General features: G+C 71.3%; 22 protein-coding genes and 3 pseudogenes. 11 read left to right on the top strand and 14 right to left on the bottom strand.

The genetic code is table 11. The annotated features are described in order from the left end of the window. Window positions 1-118 precede the first annotated feature (118 nt). The 8 genes and pseudogenes from ACL02T_RS11000 to ACL02T_RS10965 all read right to left on the bottom strand — a co-directional run bounded on the left by ACL02T_RS11000 (window position 119) and on the right by ACL02T_RS10965 (window position 5,647). A complete protein-coding gene (locus tag ACL02T_RS11000; protein WP_412830538.1) occupies window positions 119-1,594 on the bottom strand; it encodes a multicopper oxidase family protein in 1,476 nt (491 codons plus the stop codon). After that, entirely contained in the window at window positions 1,591-1,845 is a 255-nt protein-coding gene (locus ACL02T_RS10995; protein WP_412830537.1) for an SHOCT domain-containing protein, read from the bottom strand. Before ACL02T_RS10995 ends, ACL02T_RS11000 begins: the two co-directional genes overlap by 4 nt. Before the next feature lie 106 nt (window positions 1,846-1,951). Continuing rightward, on the bottom strand, window positions 1,952-2,266 hold the full coding sequence (locus tag ACL02T_RS10990) for a rhodanese-like domain-containing protein (RefSeq protein WP_412830536.1): 315 nt from the start codon (window positions 2,264-2,266) through the stop codon (window positions 1,952-1,954). A 35-nt stretch (window positions 2,267-2,301) separates the two neighbouring features. Further along, window positions 2,302-2,841: a TSUP family transporter gene (locus tag ACL02T_RS10985; protein ID WP_412830561.1), complete on the bottom strand. Its 540-nt coding sequence runs from the start codon at window positions 2,839-2,841 to the stop codon at window positions 2,302-2,304. A 115-nt stretch (window positions 2,842-2,956) separates the two neighbouring features. After that, window positions 2,957-3,100: pseudogene (locus ACL02T_RS10980) on the bottom strand (sulfite exporter TauE/SafE family protein); the annotation flags it as partial. Continuing rightward, on the bottom strand, window positions 3,097-3,744 hold the full coding sequence (locus ACL02T_RS10975) for a rhodanese-like domain-containing protein (RefSeq protein WP_412830535.1): 648 nt from the start codon (window positions 3,742-3,744) through the stop codon (window positions 3,097-3,099). The pseudogene ACL02T_RS10980 and the gene ACL02T_RS10975, both read right to left, overlap by 4 nt. Before the next feature lie 99 nt (window positions 3,745-3,843). Continuing rightward, on the bottom strand, window positions 3,844-5,256 hold the full coding sequence (locus tag ACL02T_RS10970) for a rhodanese-like domain-containing protein (RefSeq protein WP_412830534.1): 1,413 nt from the start codon (window positions 5,254-5,256) through the stop codon (window positions 3,844-3,846). 124 nt (window positions 5,257-5,380) lie between these two features. Further along, window positions 5,381-5,647 (bottom strand): metal-sensitive transcriptional regulator, encoded by a 267-nt coding sequence (locus tag ACL02T_RS10965; protein WP_412830533.1) that lies wholly within the window; start codon window positions 5,645-5,647, stop codon window positions 5,381-5,383. A gap of 156 nt (window positions 5,648-5,803) precedes the next feature. Between ACL02T_RS10965 and ACL02T_RS10960 the strand changes: the two genes are divergently transcribed. Next, window positions 5,804-6,196 (top strand): DUF302 domain-containing protein, encoded by a 393-nt coding sequence (locus ACL02T_RS10960; protein ID WP_412830532.1) that lies wholly within the window; start codon window positions 5,804-5,806, stop codon window positions 6,194-6,196. 177 nt (window positions 6,197-6,373) lie between these two features. Here the strand turns inward: ACL02T_RS10960 and ACL02T_RS10955 are convergent, their stop codons facing one another. Further along, window positions 6,374-6,496 carry a hypothetical protein gene (locus ACL02T_RS10955; protein WP_412830531.1) on the bottom strand — a complete coding sequence of 41 codons (123 nt, stop codon included), beginning with the start codon at window positions 6,494-6,496 and terminating at the stop codon, window positions 6,374-6,376. A 97-nt stretch (window positions 6,497-6,593) separates the two neighbouring features. Between ACL02T_RS10955 and ACL02T_RS10950 the strand changes: the two genes are divergently transcribed. Continuing rightward, window positions 6,594-7,097, top strand: a complete 504-nt coding sequence (locus ACL02T_RS10950; protein WP_412830560.1) for a DUF6431 domain-containing protein — start codon at window positions 6,594-6,596, stop codon at window positions 7,095-7,097. On the opposite strand, the pseudogene ACL02T_RS10945 reads toward ACL02T_RS10950, so the two are convergent. Continuing rightward, window positions 7,029-8,225 (bottom strand): annotated as a pseudogene (locus tag ACL02T_RS10945) (IS3 family transposase). The gene ACL02T_RS10950 and the pseudogene ACL02T_RS10945 overlap by 69 nt on opposite strands. A gap of 69 nt (window positions 8,226-8,294) precedes the next feature. Here ACL02T_RS10945 and ACL02T_RS10940 point away from each other — a divergent pair. From ACL02T_RS10940 to ACL02T_RS10910, 7 genes are all read left to right on the top strand, one after another. Further along, a complete protein-coding gene (locus ACL02T_RS10940) occupies window positions 8,295-8,474 on the top strand; it encodes a hypothetical protein (RefSeq protein ID WP_412830530.1) in 180 nt (59 codons plus the stop codon). A gap of 107 nt (window positions 8,475-8,581) precedes the next feature. Next, window positions 8,582-9,532 (top strand): DDE-type integrase/transposase/recombinase, encoded by a 951-nt coding sequence (locus ACL02T_RS10935; RefSeq protein WP_412830529.1) that lies wholly within the window; start codon window positions 8,582-8,584, stop codon window positions 9,530-9,532. 410 nt (window positions 9,533-9,942) lie between these two features. Beyond that, window positions 9,943-11,058, top strand: a complete 1,116-nt coding sequence (locus ACL02T_RS10930) for a reverse transcriptase/maturase family protein (RefSeq protein ID WP_412830528.1) — start codon at window positions 9,943-9,945, stop codon at window positions 11,056-11,058. A gap of 480 nt (window positions 11,059-11,538) precedes the next feature. Then, entirely contained in the window at window positions 11,539-11,790 is a 252-nt protein-coding gene (locus tag ACL02T_RS10925) for a hypothetical protein (RefSeq protein ID WP_412830527.1), read from the top strand. A gap of 20 nt (window positions 11,791-11,810) precedes the next feature. Next, a complete protein-coding gene (locus tag ACL02T_RS10920) occupies window positions 11,811-12,095 on the top strand; it encodes an SHOCT domain-containing protein (protein WP_412830526.1) in 285 nt (94 codons plus the stop codon). Between the two features lie 112 nt (window positions 12,096-12,207). Then, window positions 12,208-12,495, top strand: a complete 288-nt coding sequence (locus ACL02T_RS10915; RefSeq protein ID WP_412830525.1) for a hypothetical protein — start codon at window positions 12,208-12,210, stop codon at window positions 12,493-12,495. Between the two features lie 88 nt (window positions 12,496-12,583). Next, window positions 12,584-12,931, top strand: coding sequence for a hypothetical protein (locus tag ACL02T_RS10910; RefSeq protein WP_412830524.1), 348 nt, complete (start codon window positions 12,584-12,586; stop codon window positions 12,929-12,931). Here the strand turns inward: ACL02T_RS10910 and ACL02T_RS10905 are convergent. Both ACL02T_RS10905 and ACL02T_RS10900 read right to left on the bottom strand, forming a co-directional pair. Beyond that, window positions 12,842-13,273, bottom strand: coding sequence for an AarF/UbiB family protein (locus tag ACL02T_RS10905; RefSeq protein WP_412830559.1), 432 nt, complete (start codon window positions 13,271-13,273; stop codon window positions 12,842-12,844). The genes ACL02T_RS10910 and ACL02T_RS10905 overlap by 90 nt on opposite strands. Before the next feature lie 115 nt (window positions 13,274-13,388). After that, on the bottom strand, window positions 13,389-14,414 hold the full coding sequence (locus ACL02T_RS10900; protein ID WP_412830523.1) for a DMT family transporter: 1,026 nt from the start codon (window positions 14,412-14,414) through the stop codon (window positions 13,389-13,391). Window positions 14,415-15,372: 958 nt separating this feature from the next. Between ACL02T_RS10900 and ACL02T_RS10895 the strand changes: the two genes are divergently transcribed. Further along, window positions 15,373-17,865: a heavy metal translocating P-type ATPase gene (locus ACL02T_RS10895; RefSeq protein ID WP_412830522.1), complete on the top strand. Its 2,493-nt coding sequence runs from the start codon at window positions 15,373-15,375 to the stop codon at window positions 17,863-17,865. Between the two features lie 42 nt (window positions 17,866-17,907). Next, window positions 17,908-19,289: pseudogene (locus ACL02T_RS10890) on the top strand (phosphoketolase family protein); the annotation flags it as partial. A 218-nt stretch (window positions 19,290-19,507) separates the two neighbouring features. Here ACL02T_RS10890 and ACL02T_RS10885 read toward each other — a convergent pair. Together ACL02T_RS10885 and ACL02T_RS10880 are read right to left on the bottom strand one after the other, a co-directional pair. Beyond that, window positions 19,508-20,494 (bottom strand): hypothetical protein, encoded by a 987-nt coding sequence (locus ACL02T_RS10885; protein WP_412830521.1) that lies wholly within the window; start codon window positions 20,492-20,494, stop codon window positions 19,508-19,510. Window positions 20,495-20,760: 266 nt separating this feature from the next. Then, window positions 20,761-21,129: a hypothetical protein gene (locus tag ACL02T_RS10880; RefSeq protein WP_412830520.1), complete on the bottom strand. Its 369-nt coding sequence runs from the start codon at window positions 21,127-21,129 to the stop codon at window positions 20,761-20,763. Window positions 21,130-21,201 lie beyond the last annotated feature (72 nt).

The raw sequence follows: 21,201 nt of genomic DNA, 5'->3' as shown, positions 1-21,201 counted from the left end.
CGAGCCCTCGAAGCAGCCGGGCCAGGTCAGAAACGGCACCGATCACGAGAAGGACCAGTTCGGGCGGGTACCGGCACCGATGCCGATCACCGGGAACGCCGCTCCGGCGCCGAGGTCCTCAGTTGCGGACGTTGATCGTGGCCATCATGCCGGCGTCTTCGTGGTCGAGGATGTGGCAGTGATACACGCTGCGTCCGGAGTACGTCGTGAATGGGATGCGGATCCGGACCCAGCCGCGGGCCGGGACGAGGACCACGTCCTGGGGCACCCCGACTAGCGGGGCGCCGTCGCTGCGGGCGAGCACCATGAACGACCAGACGTGCAGGTGAAACGGGTGCGCGAGCGGACTGGGGTTGGTGACGGTCCATTCCTCGACCGCGCCGAGGGTGGTGGTCTGGTCGTCGCGGGCGGGGTCGAAGGTGCGGCCGTCGATGGTGAAGGCCATCCCGTCCATCCCGCTGCCGCTCATGCCGCTCATGCCCATCTGGAAGGTGATCTGTCGCCGCCCGGTCACGGGCCCGGCGGCAACCGTCTCGACGGGAAGGGTGGCCGGCAGCGCCGGGGAGGTGACCGACAGTCCCTCGGTGACCAGGGTGGCCAGGGTGACCGGCCCGCTGGCGGTGGTGCCGCCGCCCATCATCCCGTCCATGCCGCCGCGGTCGGCAGCCTCGGCGAGGAGCGGGTAACGGCCGGTTCCGGTGGGGCGCACGATCACGTCGGCGCGGTTACCCGGGGCGAGCAGTACGCGGTCCTTCGTTGCCGGCGCGGTCAAGAAGGTGCCGTCTTGGGCGACCTGGATCAGGTCGTGCTCGTCGAGGCGGATCGGGAGCACCCGCGATACGCAGCCGTTGATGATCCGCCAGCGCTGCGTCGCGCCGGGGGCGGCGGGGATGATGGGCTGGTGCTGGCCGTTGACCAGGACCAGTTCGCCCTGCCGACCCATCGCCCGGTCCATCGCGCTGACCTCGACGAGCTCGCCGTCGCCGTCGAGGGTGGTGTCGGTGATCAGCAGTACCCGGTCCTCGACGACGGAAAGGTCGGGGCCGGGTGGGGCGACCAGCAGCGCACCGGCGAGCCCGCCGAAGATCTGGTCGGCGACCATGCCGTGGTGATGTGGGTGATACCAGAACGTCCCCGTGGGGTGGTCGGGCGGGATTCGGTACAGGTAGTCGAACGAGGTGCCGGGGTCGACCCGCACGAACGGGTTGTCGCTGTGGGCCTGCGGGGAGACCCGCAGGCCGTGGGTGTGCAGGTTGGTGGGCTGGTCGAGCTGGTTGGTCAGCCGCACGGCGAGCTCGTCGCCGGGGCGTACTCGCAGCGTCGGGCCGGGTGCGGAGCCGTTGTAGCCGAGCGCGGCGGTGTCCTGCCCGCCCAACCTGGCCCCCGGGGCGGCGGTAAGTTCCACCGCGAGTCGCCCGCCGCGGCTGGCCAGTACGGCTGGGTCCCGCAACGGCTCGCCGACGGGGGGCCGGAGCCGGCCGGTCCCGGTGCCGGAGAATCCGCCGAGCCAGCCGGTGGCGCCGGCCGCAACTGCGGCGGCGCCGAGCCCGCCCAGCCCCAGCGCGCGGCGCCGGCTGATCGGGGCCGGGTTCATGCCAGCTCGTCGCGACGGCGGCGGTACTCGGCCTCGTCGATCTCGCCGCGGGCGTAGCGCTCGTCCAGGATCTGTTGCGCCGACGAGCGCGTCCCCGGCGATCCCTCCGACCGGGTCCCCCCGCCCGGTGCCGCGCCGGCACTGCCGCGGCTTTGGGCGAGCCGGAACACGAGATAGCCCAGCAGGGCGAGCCCGATCAACAGAAGGACCGGCCATACCCAGGCCCAGCCCATCATCGATCCGTCCATCATGGTTGTGACCTCCTTCGATCCGACACTGTCCTCGGCGAGGGGACGTCGGGTGTCCCGATCTCGTGCAGTGCAGGAATGCGGCTCGGTTACCCGGCCGGCTGGTGTGCTATCCGGTGGTGGTGGGCCGCCCGGAGGCGGTCCAGCCCTGGGTGCCGCCGTCGACCGACACCGCATCGATGCCGGCCCCGGTCAGCAGTTCGGCGCCTTGGGCGCTGCGCCCGCCGGACTGGCACACCACGTGCACCAGGCGGTCGGTGGGGACCTCGGCGAGGCGGTCGCCGAGTTCGGGCAGCGGGATCAGGTGGGCGCCGGGGATGTGGCCCGCGGCGTACTCGTCGGGGTTGCGGACGTCGATCACGGTCACCTCGCCGCTGTTACTGGCGGCGGCGAGGTCGTCGACGGAGATCTCACGGACGGTCATGGTTGGCGCTCCTTCGTGTCAGTTTCGTTGCAAGGTCAGGTGGCGGTGAGGGCGATGACGGTCTGGGTGGCGACGCCGGCGGCGACGAGCAGGACCAGCGTGGCGAACCCGCGGCTCAGCGTGCTCGCGGGCAACCGACGCGCGAGGCGGCCGGCCGGGAGCGAGGCGAGGATCGCGGCGGCGGCGAACGCGACGATGATGGACCAGCCCAGCCCGCCTGCGGAGGCGGCAGGACTGCCGGTGGTGAGGTAGGGCCCCAGCCCGGCGATCGAGTTGACGACGATGACCACCAGTGAGGTGGCCACCGCGCTCGGCGTCGACAGCCCGAGGGCGACGACGAGGGCGGGCACGAGCAGGAACCCGCCACCGACGCCGAGCAGCCCGGTCAGGAACCCGACCAGCAGCCCGGTCGCGACGGCGCGGGGCAGGCAGCGGCGCCAGGCGACACCGCCGCCGGGCAGCTCGCACACCCCGCCGGCCTCGTCGCTGCCGCGCAGCATCCGCAGCCCGGCGGCGACCATGAGCACGGCGAACACCAGCATCAGCCACCGGCCGTCGAGCCGCTGGTTGACGATCCCACCGGCGACCGAGGTGGGGATGCCCGCGGCGCCGATGACCGCGGCGAGGGCCCCAGTTGACCTCGCGGCGGGCGCGGGGGGCGACCGCGACCGCGGAGGCCAGCCCGATCACCACCAGCGATGCCGGGACCGCCTCGCCCAGCGGCAGCCCGAGCCCGTAGACCAGGGCGGGCACGGCCAGGATGCCGCCACCGCCGCCGACCAGGCCGAGCAGGGCGCCGATCAGCAGCCCGAACCCGGCCGCGAGGACGATCACCGCTCCCTGTCCGGTGCTCGACCGTGCGGCCCGGTCCGCAGCGCGGCGAGGGTCTGGCCGGCCTCGGGCTCGGCGACGTCGCGGTTGTGGGGGAGCCGGGCCAGGGCGGCGCCCAGGGCGCAGGTGTTGCTCAGCGCGGAGAAGGTGAGCCCGGCGCCGATCCCGACGGCCAGCAGTCGGCCCTTCGGCGAGCAGAACCGCCCCGCGGCCAGCCCGGCGAGCACGAGCACACCGGCGACGAGACGGACCTGGCGCTCCAGCGCCCAACCCTGGGGTCCGCGGACGACGTCACCGCCGGCGGCGGTGTAGGCGGGCAGTCCGCCGTCGAGAACGTGGGCGCGGTCCAGCCCCGTCGCGGCGAGGTGGCGGCGGGCCCGCTCGGCGCGTACCCCGGACTGACACACCAGCACCACCGGGCCCTCGATGTGCGCGGCGAGCTCCCTGGTGTGCTCGGCCAGCGTGCCCAGCGGCACGTGATACGAGCCGCGGATGTGAGACGCCTGGTATTCGGCCGCGCTGCGGACATCGACGACCATCGGTGCCCCCGCCCCGTCGCTCTCGGCGGCGTTGTGCCACGCGAGGACGGTCGCGGCATCGACGGTCCGCCCGATGGGGGAAGTCTCGAGTGTGGAGGTCGTGGTCATGCGGAGAAGAAATCCTCTCGGTCTGCGGCGAGGCGATTCGCCCCATGGAGCTGCGCCGGTGGTCGGCCGGCGCCGGTGCTGAGTGTCCGGCCCCGGGGGTCAGCTGCCGGTGCTGGCGTGATGGTCGGTCATCGGCAGGCCGGCGTCGGCGGCGCGGGGCCAGTCGTCGTTGATCAGGACCAGGTCGCGGCCGGGGCGGTCGAGCATCGAGGCGGCGATCGAGGCGCGATAGCCCGAGCCGCAGTAGACCCACACCTCGCCATCGGGGACCTCGCCGCGGCGGGCCGGCAGCTCGTGCAGCGGGATGTGCACCGAGCCCTCGACCCCACCGGCGGCGCGCTCCTCGTCGCGGCGGGCATCGACAACGAACAACCCGCCCTGGCCGCGCTGGGCGCGGGCCGCGGCCAGGCCGACGAAGTCCGAGACCGGGTAGGACCGCAGACCCTGCCCGGCGGCAAGGGACTCGATCGGGCCGGTAGCGGCGCCGGCGAGGCGGTCGACGCCGATCCGGACCAGTTCACGTTGGGCGTCGGCGACCTGCTGCGCGTCGTCGCCGATCAGGGTCAGCTCGGCGTCGAAGTCGAACGTCCACCCGAAGTAGGTGACGAACGGTGTCGACAGCTCGTAGCCCAGCGAGCCGGGCAGGTGACCGGCGGCGAACGCGGTGCGCGCGCGCAGGTCGACCACCCACTGGCCGGCCTCCAGGCGGCGCCGCAGCTCGGCGGGGTCGACCGGCTCCGGGGTCGACAGGTCGACCGGGTCGGGCCCGGCCGTGTTCGCCGGGCCCATGCGGGCGTAGTAGGTCGGGAACGCCCCCAGGCCGGCGATCAGCGCGTCGACGTAGTCCTGCTCGTCCTGGGTCAATGCCGGGTTGCTGCTGGCCTCCTGCCCGACGGTGGAACCGTCGGCACCGCTAGCCGGGGTGCCGGCGCAGAAGCTGCCGAACCCGTGGGTCGGATAGACCGCGGCTTTCGCGGGCAGCTCGTCAACCAGCCGACGCACCGAGTGGAACTGGGCGTGGGTCAACGCGACGGTGTCCTCCGGCGAGACCAGGTCGGTACGCCCGGTGGTGCCGTAGAGCATCGACCCGCCGGTGAACACCGCCACCACCTCGCCGCCAGTGTCGCCGCCTGCGTCCGCGGTGGTGTCGAGCAGGGCGTAGGACAGGTGATGGTGGGTGTGCCCCGGGGTGGCGATCGCCCGCAGCCGCATCGCCCCGGCCGTGACCTCGTCGCCGTCGGCGACCGGGGTGCGGTCGAAGCCGACCTCGTCCGCGGCACTGACCAGATACGCCGCGCCGGTGCGCTGCGCCAGGTCGAGCCCGCCGGTCACGTAGTCGTTGTGAATGTGGGTCTCGGCGACGAGGGCGACCGTCACGCCCAGGTCGGCGGCCAGATCCAGGACCCGGTCGATATCGCGCTGCGGGTCGATCACCACCGCCACCTCACCGTCGGTGACCAGGTAGCTGCGGTCGCCCAGCCCGGACGTCGCGATCGTCTGAATGTCGATCATTAAGTTCCCTACCCGGTAGGGTATCCCCACCGTTTGCTCGATCGTCGTTGTCAGCGGTTGTGGCGGCATGCCGGCCCCGTTCCCGACGCCAACCCCCTCGAGAGCCGGCCGGATCGGCGCGCGGTCAGGCCAGGGACAGGAACAGGCGCTCCATCTCGGCCACGTCGACCGCGCGCTCCCCCTCGTCGTTCTCGGTCATGCAGTGCCGCAGACCAGTCGCGATGATCTTGAAGCCGGCCTTGTCCAGCGCCCGGGCGGCGGCGGCGAGCTGGGTGACCACGTCCTTGCACTCCCGCCCGTCCTCGATCATGCGGATGATCCCGCTGATCTGGCCCTCCACGCGGCGCAGCCGGCTCACCACATCAGTGAGCTCATGGACCTGAACCTGCATGGCCGTCTCCGTTCCCGGGCATCCCCGCGGTGGGTCCGTAGGCTCGCCCTCCGCACAACCGACCGTACCCCCGGGGGTATTCCGGTAGCGTCGTGACCCCGGCCACCCGAATAGGCCACCCGGCCCCGCAGCCGCACACGAAAGGAGCCAGCAGCGATGCAGATCGCCCACACCGTCGAGGTCGATCTCGACCACCAACAGGCCATCGACGCCGTCACCGCCGCCCTCGCCGAGCAGGGCTTCGGCGTGCTGACGACCATCGACATCAAGGCCACCCTCGCCGCGAAGCTCGGCGAACAGATCGACGACTACACCATCCTCGGCGCCTGCAACCCCCGCCTCGCCCACGCCGCACTCTCCGCCAGCCCGGAGGTCGGCCTGCTACTGCCCTGCAACGTCACCGTCCGCCGCGCCGAGGGCCGCACCCTCATCCAAGCCGTCGACCCCGGCACCCTGCTCGGCATCGCCGCCGGCGACCAAGCCGAACTCGCCGACACCGCCGCCGATGCCGGCAAACGCCTGCGCACCGCCCTCGACTCACTGGCATGACCAAGACTCGCAATCGCTGAGTAGCCTGCGCACCGCCCTCGACTCACTGGCATGACCAAGACTCGCAATCGCTGAGTAGATCCGCGCGCAGCGCACTACGACACCCAGAGCGATCCCGGCATCCCGCAGGGCGAGCGCCGCGACGCCAGTGTGCCGCTCCCGCCCGCCGGCCGCGTGTCAGCCGCCACCCAGGATGACGACGGGCTGGTTGTAGTCCGCCATTGAGGATGCGGACGAACGTCGCCGTTGGTGTGTCGTGTTGATCGGCTTGGTCGGCGCCGCCATCGTGACGACCTTCATGGGTCGAGGCATGCCACGGCCCTCCCGCTGATCCGCCTGGCCAGCAGTCGTGCGGAAGGGCCGTGTGCGCTCTGGAGGCGCGGTGCTCACGGTAGGGATGGATGCGGGACGGGTCGAGCACGAGCTCCGTTCGGGGGAGCTGGCGTGTCCGGGTTGCGGAGACCGGCTGAGCGGCTGGGGACGGGCGCGGACCCGGTCGGTGCGCGACGAACGAGGTATCCAGACGCTGACGCCGCGACGGACCCGCTGTGTCGGCTGCGGGGCCACGCATGTGCTGTTGCCGCTGCTGGTGCTGGTCCGTCGGGCCGACGCGGCGGCGGTGATCCTCGCGGCGCTGTGCGCCAAGGCGGCCGGGCGGGGCCACCGCGCGATCGCGGCGGAACTGTGCCGTCCCGCGGAGACGGTGCGCGGCTGGCTGCGCTGCTTCGGGGCGCGGTTGGAGCCGGCGCGGGCGGTGTTCACCCGCTGGTGCCGGGCGCTCGCGCCGGATCTGGGCTGCCCCGCAAATTCCGGACCGCTGTATTCGTGCTTTCTATGCTGCGGCCTGCTGGTTCAGGTATTCGTTGCGGACCGCGTGGGGTGTCCGGTAGCCGAGTGCTGAGTGGATACGTCGGCGATTGTAGTGCAGTTCGATGTATCGGGCAATGTCGGCGGCGGCCTTCTCTCGGGTCGGATACACCATGTGATGCACGCGTTCGGTCTTCAGGGTGGCAAAGAACGATTCAGCGAGCGCGTTGTCCCAACAGACCCCTGTCCGGCCGAGGGAATGCCGCAGATGTAGCTGGTCGAGCACGGCCAAATACTCGGCCGAGGTGTATTGGGTTCCGCGGTCGGAGTGCATGATGCAGTTCGGCTCGAAAATGTGATTCTGGTTGGCCATGCCGAGCGCGTCGGTGACCAGTTCGGTGCGCATGTGGTCGGCCATGGCGTATCCGATCACTTCTTTGTTGAAGCAGTCGATGACCGTGGCCAGATACAGCCCACCCCTGCCAGGTCGGAACGTAGGTGATGTCGCCGACCAGCTTGGCGCCCGGCCGTTCGGCGGTGAACTCCCGCTGCACCAGGTCGGGGCTGTCCGGCTCCTCGGCGCCGCGCACGGTGGTGGTCCGGAACGGCCGCGGCTGCACCGGGACCAGGCTGAGGTCGCGCATCAGCGCGCGGACCAGCTCGGGCCCGACCAGCTCGCCGGCCGCGACCAGCTCGGCGTGGATACGGCGGTGCCCGTAGGTCGCACCCGACCACGCGAACAGCTCACGGATCTTGGTGCGCAGCCGGGAGCGGCGGCGCTCGGCGGCGCTGGGGCGGCGGTGTCGCCACTCGTAGAAACCCGACTTCGACACCCCGAGCCAGGACAACATTTGCGACAGTGTGGGAGCGGCGCGGTCGCCTGCGGCCTGGTGGTGCGCGTACTCGGCGGCGATGAACTCGTACTTCTCGCTCACCGCTGCTCCCTCGCGAAGTACGCCGCCGCTTTTTTCAGGAACGCGAGTTCCATCTCCTGTTCGCGGGTCCGGCGGCGCAGTTCCTGCAGTTCCGCGCGTTCCGACAGTTCCAGCGCCGGTTCTTCGGTGGCGTGCTCGTGGCGGTACTTCTTCACCCAGTTCCCGAGCGTGGTCTCACCCAGCCCGTACTCGCGCGCCACTTCGCAGATCGGGCGGCCGCCGTCGACCACCAGCCGCGCTGCCTGCTCGCGGAACTCCGGGCTGTACTTCTGGTATTTCCTCGCCAATGATCAAGTCCTTTCCGGGGCGGACCCTATGGGGTCCGCAGTCCGGAAGGTGGGAGACACGCCAATCCGGTGCTACCCGGCCCGGCCGGCAGTGGGTGGGCCGACGCGCTGGCCGCGTTGGCGGCCGCCGGGGTGGCGCTGTCGGCCCGCTTCGGGCTCGGCACGATGCCGGTCTGGCGGGCCGCGGTGGCGCTGTCCGCGGGGCGGCTGCTGGCCCCGTCCTGGCCCGCTCCCGGCGATCAGAGGTGAGCAACACGAGTTGACCCTGACCCGGGGTGATCTTCCTCGGTGATCCTCGCCGCTTGTCCGCCGGCCACTCCCGGTTCGGCGACACGGACACGAGGAGGTGGCTGGCCATGGCGGTCAGGCCCGACGAGGACACGGCACGCACCGCGCGGGCACGCGCGGTGGCGTTGTTCCGCTATCAGCTCATCCGGGAGGCAGCGGACCCGGCGCACTCGTCCAAGCACCGCGGGCGGATGGTCCGTGAGATCGCCGCGCGCGAGCACATCGATCCGTCCGGGCGCCCGGTGCGGGTCTCCCGGGACACGCTGGATCGCTGGATCAGGGCTTGGCGGGCCGGCGGGTTCGACGCGCTGGTGCCCAGCCCGCGGCATCTGGGGCCGCGGCTGCCCGCGGAGGTGATCGAGACCGCGGTGGCGTTGAAGGTGGAGAACCCGGCCCGCACCGCGACCCAGATCCGGCGGATCCTGCACGCCCAGCTGGGCTGGGCCCCGGGTGAACGCACCCTGCAGCGCTACTTCGCCACCGATCACCTGGTTGCCGCGCAGCTGGGTGCGCGGCACGCCGGCGGCCCGGGTGCGACCGCGGTCAGCAACCCGGTGTTCGGCCGGTTCGAGGCCGACCGCCCGAACGAGCTCTGGGTCGGTGACGCGCTGCACGGCCCCCGCCTGGACGGGCGCAAGACCTACCTGTTCGCCTTCCTCGACGACCACACCCGGCTGCTGGTCGGGCACCGGTGGGGCTTCGCCGAGGACACCGTCCGGCTGGCCGCGGCGCTGCGCCCGGCGCTGGCCAGCCGCGGGGTCCCGGAGGCGGTCTATGTCGACAACGGCTCGGCGTTCGTCGACGCCTGGCTGCTGCGCGCCTGCGCCAGCCTCGGGATCAAGCTGGTGCACTCCACCCCGGGCCGCCCGCAGGGCCGCGGCAAGATCGAGCGGTTCTTGTGCGCCACGAGGCGCATGGTCGTATCCCCGGCCCAGCCGGGAGGAACTCGAAGGGAGGTTCCTGGGTCTGATGGCTTACCCGATGCCGAAAGGCTTAGGGGACAAGAGCATGCCAGCTAACCAGAGGCCGGGTCCAGGCGTTGGGGACGGTGCTCTGGGGGACCCGCGTGACATGGCGAAGCCTGTATTGGTTGAAGCCCATTCTCCAGAAGATGGAAGTTCGCATCCGCCGGAAAGACGTCTGAAACCGGTGCCGGCCCTGCGACCGAAGAGGAATCAGGTCGACGCAACCTTCGGGGCCAGGAGCGATGCCCAGTGAGGGCATTCAAGGAGATGAGTGGGACGCCTACATCACGCTGTTACGTACGACCGTGACGAACGTGGGATCGCCTACGGGACGCGAGTCCTAGGGCGACGGAGGCCCCGTAGTAGTCGCCGGAGTCACGCCCGGCCAAGGAAGACGGGAAAGCCGTCCACATGGGCCAAGGGGGCCAGGTGATCGGACACCGAGAGATCGCGAGGTATGCGTAATGCAGAGCGCCGACACGGTGCTGGGTGTCCTGCGTGAGCGCGGCGGGCGCGGCCTGCCGTTGAATGAGCTGTATCGACAGATGTTCAACCCGCAGTTGTATCTGCTGGCCTACGGGCGCATCTACGCCAACAAGGGAGCGATGACGCCCGGGACCACGCAGGAGACCGTGGACGGCATGTCCCTGCGGAAGATCGACCGGATCATTGAGGCGATGCGCCACGAGCGCTACCGCTTCCGCCCGGTCCGCAGAGTGCACATCCCGAAGAAGAACGGGAAGACGCGCCCACTGGGCATGCCGACCTGGTCGGACAAGCTCGTCGGCGAAGTCGTCCGACTCCTGCTGGAGGCGTACTACGAGCCGACGTTCTCCGACCGCTCCCACGGGTTCCGTCCCGGCCGGGGCTGCCACACCGCGCTGCGGGAAGTGGCCCACGTCTGGCTGGGGACGACCTGGTTCGTCGAGGGAGACATCGCCGACTGCTTCGGGTCCTTCGACCATGAGGTGATGGTCGGAATCCTGTCGGAGAAGATCCACGACAACCGGTTCCTGCGGCTGCTGCGTAACATGCTGACAGCCGGATACCTGGAGGATTGGAACTGGGGAGCCACGCTGAGCGGAGTTCCGCAGGGTGGCATCGCATCGCCGGTCCTCTCGAACATTTACCTGCACAAGCTGGACACCTTTGTCGAAACGGTCATCATCCCTGAATACACCCGAGGCAGGCTCCGAGCCAAGAACCCGGAGTACCGCGCAGTGGAACGGGAGATCGTCAAAGCCCGCCGCAGGGGCGATCGCGCCGAGGTGCGGTCTCTCTACCGGCGGCTGCACAGCCTGCCCAGCCAGGACCCCAATGATCCGGGCTACCGGAGGCTGCGCTACTGCCGTTACGCCGACGACACCCTGCTCGGGTTCGCCGGACCCAAGGCCGAAGCCGAACAGATCAAGCATCGCCTGGCGGAGGTCCTGCGTGATGATCTCAAGCTGGAACTCTCACCGGACAAAACCTTGATCACCCATGCTCGCACCCAGCGGGCCAGGTTCCTCGGCTATGAGATCTCGGTCGCCGGTCGGGACCGCAGAACGAGAAGGCCGTCCGCGAGCGACAAAGCGTAACCGTCGCTCGCTCAATGGCATGCTCGTTCTGCACGTCCCGGCGTCGGTGGTCAAGGCCAGACATTACAAGCCACCCGGAAGATCAACATTGACGCAGAGAGGTGCCGAAGATCGGACAGTCCCGTCGATCGCCGGCAGCCTGTCGATGCAGGGTGGCGTACTGGAGTGGGTCGGTACCCACCGCCGCCATCACGTGGTGCAGCAGCGCGACGCGGACCAGCTGGCCCAGATGAATGCGGTGAGCGCGTCCCACCATGACATGGTGATCAACCGCCGAGAGGCGCCGGTGCGAGCAGGCTGGCCGCGACCAGTAGTGGGTGGCCTCTGGATCGGTCGGGCGGGCTGGTCCGTGGGACCGGGTCGTCAGGGGCCTTTCGGTCTGTGGAGCAGGGCCAGTTGGCCGGTGCGCCATCGCGGGGCCCGGGGCATCGTTCGTGGTGAGCTCGTTGAGAGGAGCCGGAGACGACAAAGCATCTTGCGTTGTACGGCCTGGCCGGGGCGTTCGTGATCCTCGGGGTCGCGGCGTTCGGGCTGCCGCTGTCGAGCCTGTTGCTTCTCGCCGTGGTGCTGGCGTGCCCGCTGATGATGATGTTCATGATGCGGGGAATGCACGGCGGGGGCGGCCACGACGGCCACGGCGGCCACGGCGCACCGCGAGACCGGAACGAGGACCGCGGCCGGGAGGCCGATCGCCCGGCGGATTCGGATCGACTGAGGAGTGATCGGAAATGATGTGGTGGTATGGGCCTGGGATGAGCGGCTGGGGTTACGCGCTCACGACCGTCAGCATGGTGCTGTTCTGGGGACTGATCATCTTCGGGGTTATCGCCCTGATCCGCTACCTCGGCCGTGCGGACCGGTCGGTGACCGACGGGTCCTCCGCCGAGCCCATTGCCGAGCAGGTGCTGGGGCAGCGGTTCGCCCGCGGCGAGATCGATGAGCAGGACTACCGGCAGCGGCTGGACACGCTGCGCGGACGGGCCCCAGCCGATCGTGAGGCGGTGAGCCTGCCCGACCGGATCGCGGAGCAGCGATAGGTCGCCGTGGCCGCGATCAGCCCGGCGGGCTCTCGGCAACGGGTCGCCGCCTCGTCTCCGGACGGGGCGGCTGTGCCGGAGGGCATCGGATGGGGAGGAGGAGGTGGTAGTCATGGCACTCGTCGCGTTACGGCGTTTCATCGGCGCGGCCCAACTGGGACGGACCCACGCGGACGGACCGGTCTGCCGGAGCACCCTTGATCTGCGGCGGCTGCCGTGGGGGGCGGATCCGGAAGCCGCGAAGGCGCTACTGCGCGGCAGGCCGGGCGTTCTCGACGTCCGGGTGGATGCCCGCGGCGGCCAGGCGGTGGTGTGGCACGATAGTCGGACGTCGTTCGCGCAGCTGTACAACTGGCTGCAGGCACAGGCCGGGGCGCCCGACCACGGTCGCCGCCGGTGAGATGAGCGGGCAACTGGTCGGCCCCGCGGCTGGCGGGCAGGTGGCGGGGGATGCCTGTGGGTGCGCACCGCCAGCGGAATCGGGGTGCGTGCCGGATCTGTCGGCGCCGGCGGACCGGCTGGCGGCGCTGCTTGCCGCGGTGGCCGCCGAGGCCGAACCCCTGGTCACGCTCACCCACTTGTTGCGGCTGTGCCGCGACGAGCATCCGGTGCTGTGGGCGCGGGTGAGTGATCCACCGTGCCGGGCCCGCGTGGTCTGCCTGGTGGCCGAGGTCGAGGCGGCGCTGCCCGCCCCGGGCACCGCGGCGGTCCTGGATGCGCGGGTGCGGAGGGCCCTCGCCGCAGCGCTAGAGCCGCGTGAGAACACCCCGCAGGTGGCGATCGCCCGCGCGTTGGCCGAGCTGAAGGGTGACCAGGGCCCGGGTGAGGGGACATGAAACGGGCGAACTCGATGCCGTAGGCGGCGCCCCCGCCGAGTTCGGCCAGCAGCGGCCGGGCCACCGAGAAGTCGTGCGCCCGGTGGCCGTACCACTGCTCGACCGGGTCGGCCACAGGGGCGCCCTCGACCAGCGTCCGCAGCAGGCCCATCCGTAGCTGCTGCCGGCGATCGGCCCGGCCGACACGCCGAAGTCGAGGAAGGCGACCTTGGCGCCGGGGAGCACGAGCAGGTTGCCCGGATGCGGGTCGGCGTGGAGCAGGCCGAACTCGAAGATCTGACGCAGCATGGCCCGCGACCCCGCGTCGAGCACCCGCCGGGGGTCCGCACCGGCCTGTGCCAGTTCGACCGCGGGCGAGCCGGAGGACGAGGGTTCCCGCTCCGCTGGTGAGCGCCACCGAGCTCACCGCCGCCCTGTGCCGGCGGCGGGCACCGGGACCACCGGCGCCGCTGCAGGCTCATCTCGAGCACGGCGGTGGCGTGTTTCCAGCGGCTGCGCGGGCGGGTCGACGTGTGCCCAGGCACGACTCGTATCTCCGGATCTGATCGAGGTTCGGTTCGCCACCCTTGACGCGGCGGGACGCCCGGTTCGCGTAGGTCACCAGCGCGAGGGCGGCGACCACGATCGCGTCGCCGATGCCTTCGGTGAGGGTGACCCGCTCGCCGAGCACCACGACCCCGAGGATCACCCCGACCACGGGGACCAGCAGGGTCCACACGGTCACCGAGGTGATGGGGGCGCGGCGCAGCTCGCCGAACCACAACAGGTAGGGCAGCACGGTTGCGGCCAGCGCCAGTACCGCGAGGGCGGTGACGAACCGGGCGCTCCAGGTGATGGTGGGCGGGCCCTCGACCAGCGCTGCCGCGCCGGCGAGGGCCGCCCCGCCGAGCAGGAACTGGCCCGCGCCCAGCGCGAGCAGGTTGACTCCGGAGGACCGGCGGGCCAGCAGGGCCCCGGCGCCGATGCCGACCGCCGCCGCCAGGGCCAGCCCGGCTCCGCGCCCACCGCCGGAGGGGGCGGCGACCAGCAGCAGCCCGCCGAAACCGAGCGCGACACCGGCGATCTCGGCGAACCGGGGCCGCTCCCCGAACAGCCACCACGCCGGCAGCACCAGCAGCAACGGCGTGGAGTTGCTCAGCACCGCCGCAACCCCGGTCGTGACCCCGGTGACGCTGCCGAACATCGCCGCGAAGGCGACCGTCACGTTGGTCGCGGCCAGCACACCGATCAGCGCCCACGCTGCGAGACTGCGCGGGAACAACCCGCCGCCGCGCCCGGCGACCACCGTCGCGGCCAGCAACGCCACCCCGGCGACCAGGGCCCGCAGCGCCGCGAACCACAGCACCGGCGCATCGCGCATCCCCCACATGACCAGTACGAAGCAGGACGCCCAGGCCAGCACGATGACCAACATCCGCCCTGGACGCGCCCGCGCGGCCCGAACAGGGCCGGCGGGCGAGGTTGATCCGGGTGCAGCGGGCACGCGGGCCTCCTCAAGGTGTCGGCTCCCCACCAGCGCCGCCCGCGGCCGGGAGCGGCGAGGGACGCAGGCCCCGGCCGGGGATCGGAGTTCCCAACCAGCCCAGCGGGAATCGCGTGCGACGACCTATCGAGCGGTCGATGACCTTCGAGCCCCTTCAGCGATCTCTGCCACTTCGGTCGCGCTTCAATCTCTCGTGTGATCGTGCGACTCGTCAACGCGGCCCGCGGGTCCGGAGCGCCGCTGCCCGTGGTCATGGCCCCCGGACCCGTGACCCCCGCCGTGGCCGCCGTGACCGTGGCCAGCGTGCATCAGGACCATGACGAGGGCGAACCCGATCAGGAGCAGAGTCTCAACGGGTACCCCGGCCCAGAGCGCCACGGCGAAGGCGACGGCGGCGAGGAGGCCGTAGAGCCCGTACGTCCGCATCGTCGTCATCGCTCATCCCTCGCAGGGTCGGGGCGTGCGCCGATGTCGCTCATCGTGGATCTCCCTGTGCGGCCGCGACGGATTTCGTCGCGCCGTACCCCAGGATCGTCCGCCACTGGAGAGGGTCAGCAGAGCCGAACGTTGTTCATTCAGGTGCCGGAGGCCCTCTGATTAGCCGCAGTTCGCCCCTACCGTCAGGTCGGTCACGTGACCACCATCGAAACCGTGGTCCGGCGGGCACCCAGACCCGTCCGGCTACGAGGGATGCCGCCGCTGCACTCGCTCGCCCAACGACGGAGGAAAACGTGATCCGATCCGCGGACCAAACCGGCATGCAGGCCAGCAGATGTGCACCCTCGCGCCGAGCGCGCCGCGGAACCCGTGGCACTCGGCACTGAACTCGCTGCGCCCACCCGCGCCAGCGCCCCACCGCGCTCGCCGTCCGCGCGGACCGGCCCGATGTGGCCGCTACGGGATGACGCGCGGCAGTGGGAACCGCCTTGGTGATGATTTCGACCGACGGGAGAGTGTGATGGGTTCGACGTCCGCGACCGCTGTGCTGGAAGTTTCGCGGCTATACCGGGCCTCCTCCAAGGCGGTTGTCGAGGCCACGTTGTCTCGCCGGCCGGGCGTGCTGGGGGTGGAGATGAACCCGGTGGCCCAGACGGCCACGGTGACCTACGACCCGACGCGGACGTCCATGCCCGAGTTCGCCGGATGGGTCCGGGACTGCGGTTACCACTGCGAGGGCCTGTCGGTGCCGGAGCACATATGCGATCCGATGGAGGAACCGCCGCCCGACCCCGATGGGGGCGGCTCGGCACCGGTGACCCCGCCCGACGCCCACCGCGATGCATCGGCGGCCGACGGCGCACCTTCGGTGCAGGGGGCCGCTCAGGAGCACGCAGGCCACGCTGTCGACGACTCCAAGCACGAAGCGGCCGCGGGCCGCTCCCCGCAGGAGGTGATGGGGCACGGCGGAGCCCACGCCGGCATGTCGATGGACGCCATGGTTCGCGAGATGCGCAACCGGTTCCTGGTGGCGGCACTGCTGTCGGTGCCGATCCTGCTGTGGTCCCCGATCGGCCGGGACGTGTTCGGGTTCGAGGTGCCGGCGCCGTTCGGGCTCCGCGACGACGTGTTCTCGCTGATCCTCAGCCTTCCGGTGATCTTCTACTCGGCGTGGATCTTCTTCGACGGCGCGGTGCGCGCGCTGCGGGCCCGGACGCTGGACATGATGGTCCTGGTCGCCGTGGCGGTCGGTGCCGGTTGGGGCTATTCGGTGGTCGTCACCGTGACCGGGGGCGGGGAGGTGTTCTACGAGGCGGCCACCGTGCTGACCGCGTTCGTGCTACTCGGGCACTGGTTCGAGATGCGCGCCCGCGGCGGGGCCAACGACGCCATCCGCACGCTGCTGGAGCTAGCCCCGCCGATGGCGGTGGTGCTGCGCGAGGGCCGGGAGGTGGAGGTGCCCACCGCCGAGGTGGCCGTGGGGGACCTGCTGTTGATCCGGCCCGGGGCGAAGGTGCCGGTGGACGGGGTGGTGGAGGACGGCCAGTCCGAGGTCGACGAGTCGATGGTCACCGGAGAGAGCCTCCCAGTCTCCAAGGCCATGGAGTCGGAGGTGATCGGGGCGTCGATCAACACGACCGGCACGCTGCGGGTGCGGGCCACCAAGGTGGGCGCGGACACCGCGCTGGCGCAGATCGTGGCGCTGGTGCAGGAGGCTCAGAACTCCAAGGCGCCGGGGCAGCGGTTGGCCGACCGCGCCGCGTTCTGGCTGGTGTTCGTCGCGCTGATCGGCGGCGGTGCCACGTTCGCGGTGTGGGCGCTGTTCTCCACATGGCCGCTGACGGCGGCGCTGCTGTTCGCCATCACCGTCGTGGTGATCACCTGCCCGGACGCGCTCGGGCTCGCCACCCCGACCGCGATCATGGTGGGCACCGGGTTGGGCGCCACGCGGGGGGTGCTGTTCAAGAACGCCACCGCGCTGGAGACATCGGCCCGGATCGACACCGTGGTGATGGACAAGACCGGAACCCTGACCAAGGGCGAGCCGGAGGTCACCGATGTCGTGGTTGACGGGGTGGCCGAGGAGGACCTGCTGGCGCTGACCGCGGCGGTGGAGCGGGAGTCGGAGCACCCGCTAGCCGCGGCGATCGTCCGCTACGCCGCGCAGCGGGGTATCGCCTCGCTCGACGCGACCGGGTTCCGCAATGTGCCGGGCCACGGCGCGGACGCTCGGGTCGCGGGCCGGCGGGTGCTGGTGGGCAACCGCAAGCTGATGATCGGCGAGGGCGTCGACACCGGGTTCCTGGTCGCGCGGCGCGACGAGCTCGCCGCGGCGGGGCGCACCGCGGTGCTAATCGCCGTCGACGCGCGCGTGGTCGGGGTGATCGCGCTGGCCGACGCAGCCCGGGAAACGTCCGCCGCGGCGGTGGCCGCGCTGCACGAGCTGGGCGCCGAGGTGGTGATGCTCAGCGGAGACAACGAGGCCACGGCGCGCCGGATCGCCGGGCAGCTGGGCATCGACACGGTGATCGCCGAGGTGCTGCCGCGGGACAAGGCCGCGAAGGTCGCCGAGTTGCAGCAGGCCGGAAAGCGAGTGGCGATGGTCGGCGACGGGGTGAACGACGCCCCCGCGCTGGCGCAGGCTGACCTCGGCATCGCGATCGGCGCCGGCACCGACGTGGCGATCGAGACCGCGGACGTGGTGCTGATGCGGTCGGACCCGTTGGACGTGCCGATCGCGCTGCGTATCGGCAAGGGGACGCTGCGCAAGATGCGGCAGAACCTGGGGTGGGCGATCGGCTACAACGCGGTGGCCCTGCCCATCGCGGCGGGCGTGTTCGCGCCTTCGATCGGGCTGGTGCTGCGCCCGGAGATCGCCGCGGTGTCGATGTCCGGGTCGAGCCTGATCGTGGCCGTCAACGCGCTGCTGCTCAAGCGGCTGCGGCTGCCCGAACCCCCGGCGCCGACCCCGGTGCCGGCACGCCCGGCGGGTGAGCCGGTTGCCCACCGGTGATCGAGCGGCAGCGACGGAACAACGGAGAGGTTCGGAATGGACATGGGCGGGACGCAGACGACGGCCACGGCGACCAGGGGGGCCCCGCTCGATGCGCAGCGGCTGGGCAGGATCGACGCGTGGTGGCGGGCGGCGAACTACCTGTCGGTGGGCCAGATCTACCTCATGGACAACCCGCTGCTGCGGGAGCCGCTGCGGCCGGAGCACGTGAAGCCCCGCCTGCTGGGGCACTGGGGGACGACCCCCGGCCTGAACTTCGTCTACGCCCACTTCAACCGCGCCATCTACGCCCACTTCAACCGCGCCATCGTCGAGCGCGACCTGGACATGATGTATGTGATGGGGCCGGGTCACGGGGGGCCGGGGCCGGTGGCGGCGGCGTGGTTGGAGGGGACCTACAGCGAGGTCTACGGGGATGTGTCCCAGGACGAGGTGGGGATGAGGCGGCTGTTCACGCAGTTCTCGTTCCCCGGCGGGATCCCCAGCCACGTGGCCCGGAGACGCCGGGATCGATCCACGAGGGCGGGGAGCTGGGCTACTCGCTGTCGCACGCCTACGGCGCGGCGTTCGACAACCCGGGCGTGATCGTCGCCGCGGTCGTGGGCGACGGGGAGGCCGAGACCGGCCCGCTGGCCACCGCCTGGCACTCCACCAAATTCGTCGACCCACGTCGGGACGGCGCGGTGCTGCCGATCCTGCACCTGAACGGCTACAAGATCGCCGCCCCGACTGTGCTGGCCCGGATCGAACCGGAGGAGCTGGATCAGCTGCTGCGCGGTTACGGCTACGGCCCGTACGTGGTCGAGGGCTCCGACCCGGAGCAGATGCACCAGGACTTCGCCGCCGCCCTGGACCGCTGCCTCGACGAGATCTCCGACATCCAGCACAAGGCCCGCCGCGGCGGAGTGACAGAACGGCCCCGCTGGCCGATGATCGTGCTGCGCTCGCCGAAGGGCTGGACCGGACCGGACGAGGTCGACGGGCTGAAGGTCGAGGGTTCCTGGCGCTCGCACCAGGTGCCCTTCGCCGACGCCCGCGGCGACGCCTCCCACCGCGAGGTGCTGGAGCAGTGGCTGCGCAGCTACCGCCCGGAGGAGCTGTTCGACCCCACCGGCGCCCCGGTGCCCGAGATCCGCGACCTGCACCCGCCCGGTGATCAGCGGATGAGCGCCAACCCGCACGCCAACGGCGGCCTGCTGCTGCGGGATCTGCGGATGCCCGACTTCCGCGACTACACGGTGCCGGTCGAGCAGCCCGGCACCGGTGCGGTGGAGTCGACCCGGGTGCTGGGCACCTTCCTGCGCGACGTCATGCGCGACAACATGACCAACTTCCGGGTGTTCGCCCCGGACGAGAACAACTCCAACCGGCTCAGCCCGGTGCTGGAGGTGACCGGGCGGACCTGGGACGCCCGGCGCCGACCGGGACGCAGGCCGTTAATGAGTCAGCCTCCGTAGAGGCGACAGGTGTAACCCGAGCGGCCCGATCGGCGCCTGGGAGATCATGGCTGCAGACCCGATCTCCTGCCGGATAGTGAACAAGTTGGCACCTCTCTGTGTCAATGTTGATCTTCCGGGTGGCGCCGACGCCGCCGCAGGCACCGTCGCAACGCGGTGCGTGTGACGGGGCGGACGGTAGCGGATCAGCGGATGACGGCGGCGGTGAGGTTCTCGAGGGCGGTGTCGGTGTGGTGGGCCCAGGCGGTGGCCGCGGCGGCCAGCGCGAGCGCGGCGCCGTAGAGCAGGCCGTGTCCGCCGTGGGTCAGGGTGAGCTTGTCCACGCTGCGGAACGCGCGGGCCTTGCGGGCCAGGGTGAGGACCTCCGCGGCGCGTTCCCCGGTCCAGTACCCGCCAGGCAGAAGGGCGCGCTCGGCAAGCCCGGCAGGCGCGTGCGGGTCGCGGCCGGACGCACTACGACACCCAGAGCGGTCCCGGCATCCCGCAGGGCGAGCGCCACGACGCCAGTGTGTCGCTCCCGCCCGCCGGTCGCGGCAGCACTGCCATTCTTGTGGCGCTCGGGCACCGTCATTCTCCCGACGCTCCACAATCGTGGCCGGGACCCCGCCGAAGTGGGCGAACGCGCGCCGGTGGCAGTCGAAGAACGTGGCCAGGTCCTGGCTGGTGGTGAAGCAGATGAACGGGTCCCGCGAGTAGGACAGCGTCATGTGGAACGAGTAGACCTTCTTGCCCGCTCCGGCCCCGACCAGCAGACAGCCCTCGTCGCCCCAGTCGACCTGGGCCTGCGCGCCCGCGACGACCTCGAACCGGCGGTGCAGCCCGGGCGGGCGGCCCTGGGCGTCGGACTCGAGCTCGATCCGGCGCCGCGCTTCCGCGCAGTAGACCTTGATTCGCTGGTAGTGGCCGGTGAACCCGTAGTCGGCCACCAGCCGCTCATGGATCACGGTGGCCCGCAGCCGCGGGTCGTCGGCTAGCCAGGCGTCGATCATCTCAGTGAACGGATCCACCAGCCGGGGCACCGTGCCCGCCCGCGAGGTGGCCCGGGGCGGGACCGCCGGGGCGTCCGGTGAGAGGTACTTCTTCGCCGTTCGCCAGTCGCAGCCCGCCTGAGCTGCGATGTCCTTCCATGACGCCCCGGCCGCGCGCAGCGGGGCGTACCTCCTGATGTCCATCCATGCCTCCACAGGCAGGATCACGGGTGACCCCCTCCGGGCTCGTCTGCTTGGCCGCTGACAAGCCCGGAGGGTGGTCCCTCCCTGAGCCGATCTTGATCCGACGCGCCGGACCAACAACAGATCAGCTCGTACCTACAGCGACATCAGAGCCCGTACGCGGACATCTGTGGTTCTCGGCCCGCCGCGGCCGTGAGCGGCACTCGCTCACCGGCGGCCGCGCGCCCCGACCGGCGCCGCGATGTCGCCCGCACGGCGTCAGGGCGTCAGTCGGTTGCTGCTGGTCGCAGGCCGGCGGGCGTCAGCCGGGTTCCCGCTGCGGTCGCGTGCGGGAACCCGGCCGGCTCACCCGCCGGTGGTCGGATCGGTTCGCTCGCCGCGTAGAGCGCGGTGAGGAAGGCGATCAGTTCCGGCAGCTCCTCGCGCCGGAACATGCCGCGGATGCGGGCGGTGTACCGGTCGCAGGGCTTGGGGCTGGCCACCCCCAGGACGTCGTGGCCCGGCGACGGGCTTTGGCGCGTGTAGCCCCACTCACCGGGGTGCTGGTTGAGCCGGTAGCGCTCGAGCGCCCGGCTCGCCTCCTCCGCGGACACGCCGGGGGTGATCGGTGCCGGGGTGATCGGCTGCGTGGTCATGAGGCTCTCCTCCTGGTGGACGGTGTGGTGGGGCTGCGGTCTCCTCAGCGCGACCGTGCGGGGTCCCGATAG

This window comes from Pseudonocardia oceanicola, from assembly GCF_047200735.1.
In the GTDB taxonomy this organism is placed as follows: domain Bacteria; phylum Actinomycetota; class Actinomycetes; order Mycobacteriales; family Pseudonocardiaceae; genus Pseudonocardia.
This window is presented reverse-complemented; position numbering and strand designations above follow the sequence as displayed.

Excerpts from the sequence above, each read along its gene's own strand:
- ACL02T_RS10990 (WP_412830536.1), bottom strand. The coding sequence starts at position 2,266 with ATGACCGTCCGTGAGATCTCCGTCGACGACCTCGCCGCCGCCAGTAAC.
- ACL02T_RS10995 (WP_412830537.1), bottom strand. The coding sequence starts at position 1,845 with ATGATGGACGGATCGATGATGGGCTGGGCCTGGGTATGGCCGGTCCTT.
- ACL02T_RS10975 (WP_412830535.1), bottom strand. The coding sequence starts at position 3,744 with ATGACCACGACCTCCACACTCGAGACTTCCCCCATCGGGCGGACCGTC.
- ACL02T_RS10930 (WP_412830528.1), top strand. The coding sequence starts at position 9,943 with ATGCAGAGCGCCGACACGGTGCTGGGTGTCCTGCGTGAGCGCGGCGGG.
- ACL02T_RS10950 (WP_412830560.1), top strand. The coding sequence starts at position 6,594 with ATGGATGCGGGACGGGTCGAGCACGAGCTCCGTTCGGGGGAGCTGGCG.
- ACL02T_RS10970 (WP_412830534.1), bottom strand. The coding sequence starts at position 5,256 with ATGATCGACATTCAGACGATCGCGACGTCCGGGCTGGGCGACCGCAGC.
- ACL02T_RS10935 (WP_412830529.1), top strand. The coding sequence starts at position 8,582 with ATGGCGGTCAGGCCCGACGAGGACACGGCACGCACCGCGCGGGCACGC.
- ACL02T_RS10955 (WP_412830531.1), bottom strand. The coding sequence starts at position 6,496 with ATGAAGGTCGTCACGATGGCGGCGCCGACCAAGCCGATCAACACGACA.
- ACL02T_RS10965 (WP_412830533.1), bottom strand. The coding sequence starts at position 5,647 with ATGCAGGTTCAGGTCCATGAGCTCACTGATGTGGTGAGCCGGCTGCGC.
- ACL02T_RS10885 (WP_412830521.1), bottom strand. The coding sequence starts at position 20,494 with ATGGACATCAGGAGGTACGCCCCGCTGCGCGCGGCCGGGGCGTCATGG.
- ACL02T_RS10915 (WP_412830525.1), top strand. The coding sequence starts at position 12,208 with ATGGCACTCGTCGCGTTACGGCGTTTCATCGGCGCGGCCCAACTGGGA.
- ACL02T_RS11000 (WP_412830538.1), bottom strand. The coding sequence starts at position 1,594 with ATGAACCCGGCCCCGATCAGCCGGCGCCGCGCGCTGGGGCTGGGCGGG.
- ACL02T_RS10960 (WP_412830532.1), top strand. The coding sequence starts at position 5,804 with ATGCAGATCGCCCACACCGTCGAGGTCGATCTCGACCACCAACAGGCC.
- ACL02T_RS10895 (WP_412830522.1), top strand. The coding sequence starts at position 15,373 with ATGGGTTCGACGTCCGCGACCGCTGTGCTGGAAGTTTCGCGGCTATAC.
- ACL02T_RS10920 (WP_412830526.1), top strand. The coding sequence starts at position 11,811 with ATGAGCGGCTGGGGTTACGCGCTCACGACCGTCAGCATGGTGCTGTTC.
- ACL02T_RS10880 (WP_412830520.1), bottom strand. The coding sequence starts at position 21,129 with ATGACCACGCAGCCGATCACCCCGGCACCGATCACCCCCGGCGTGTCC.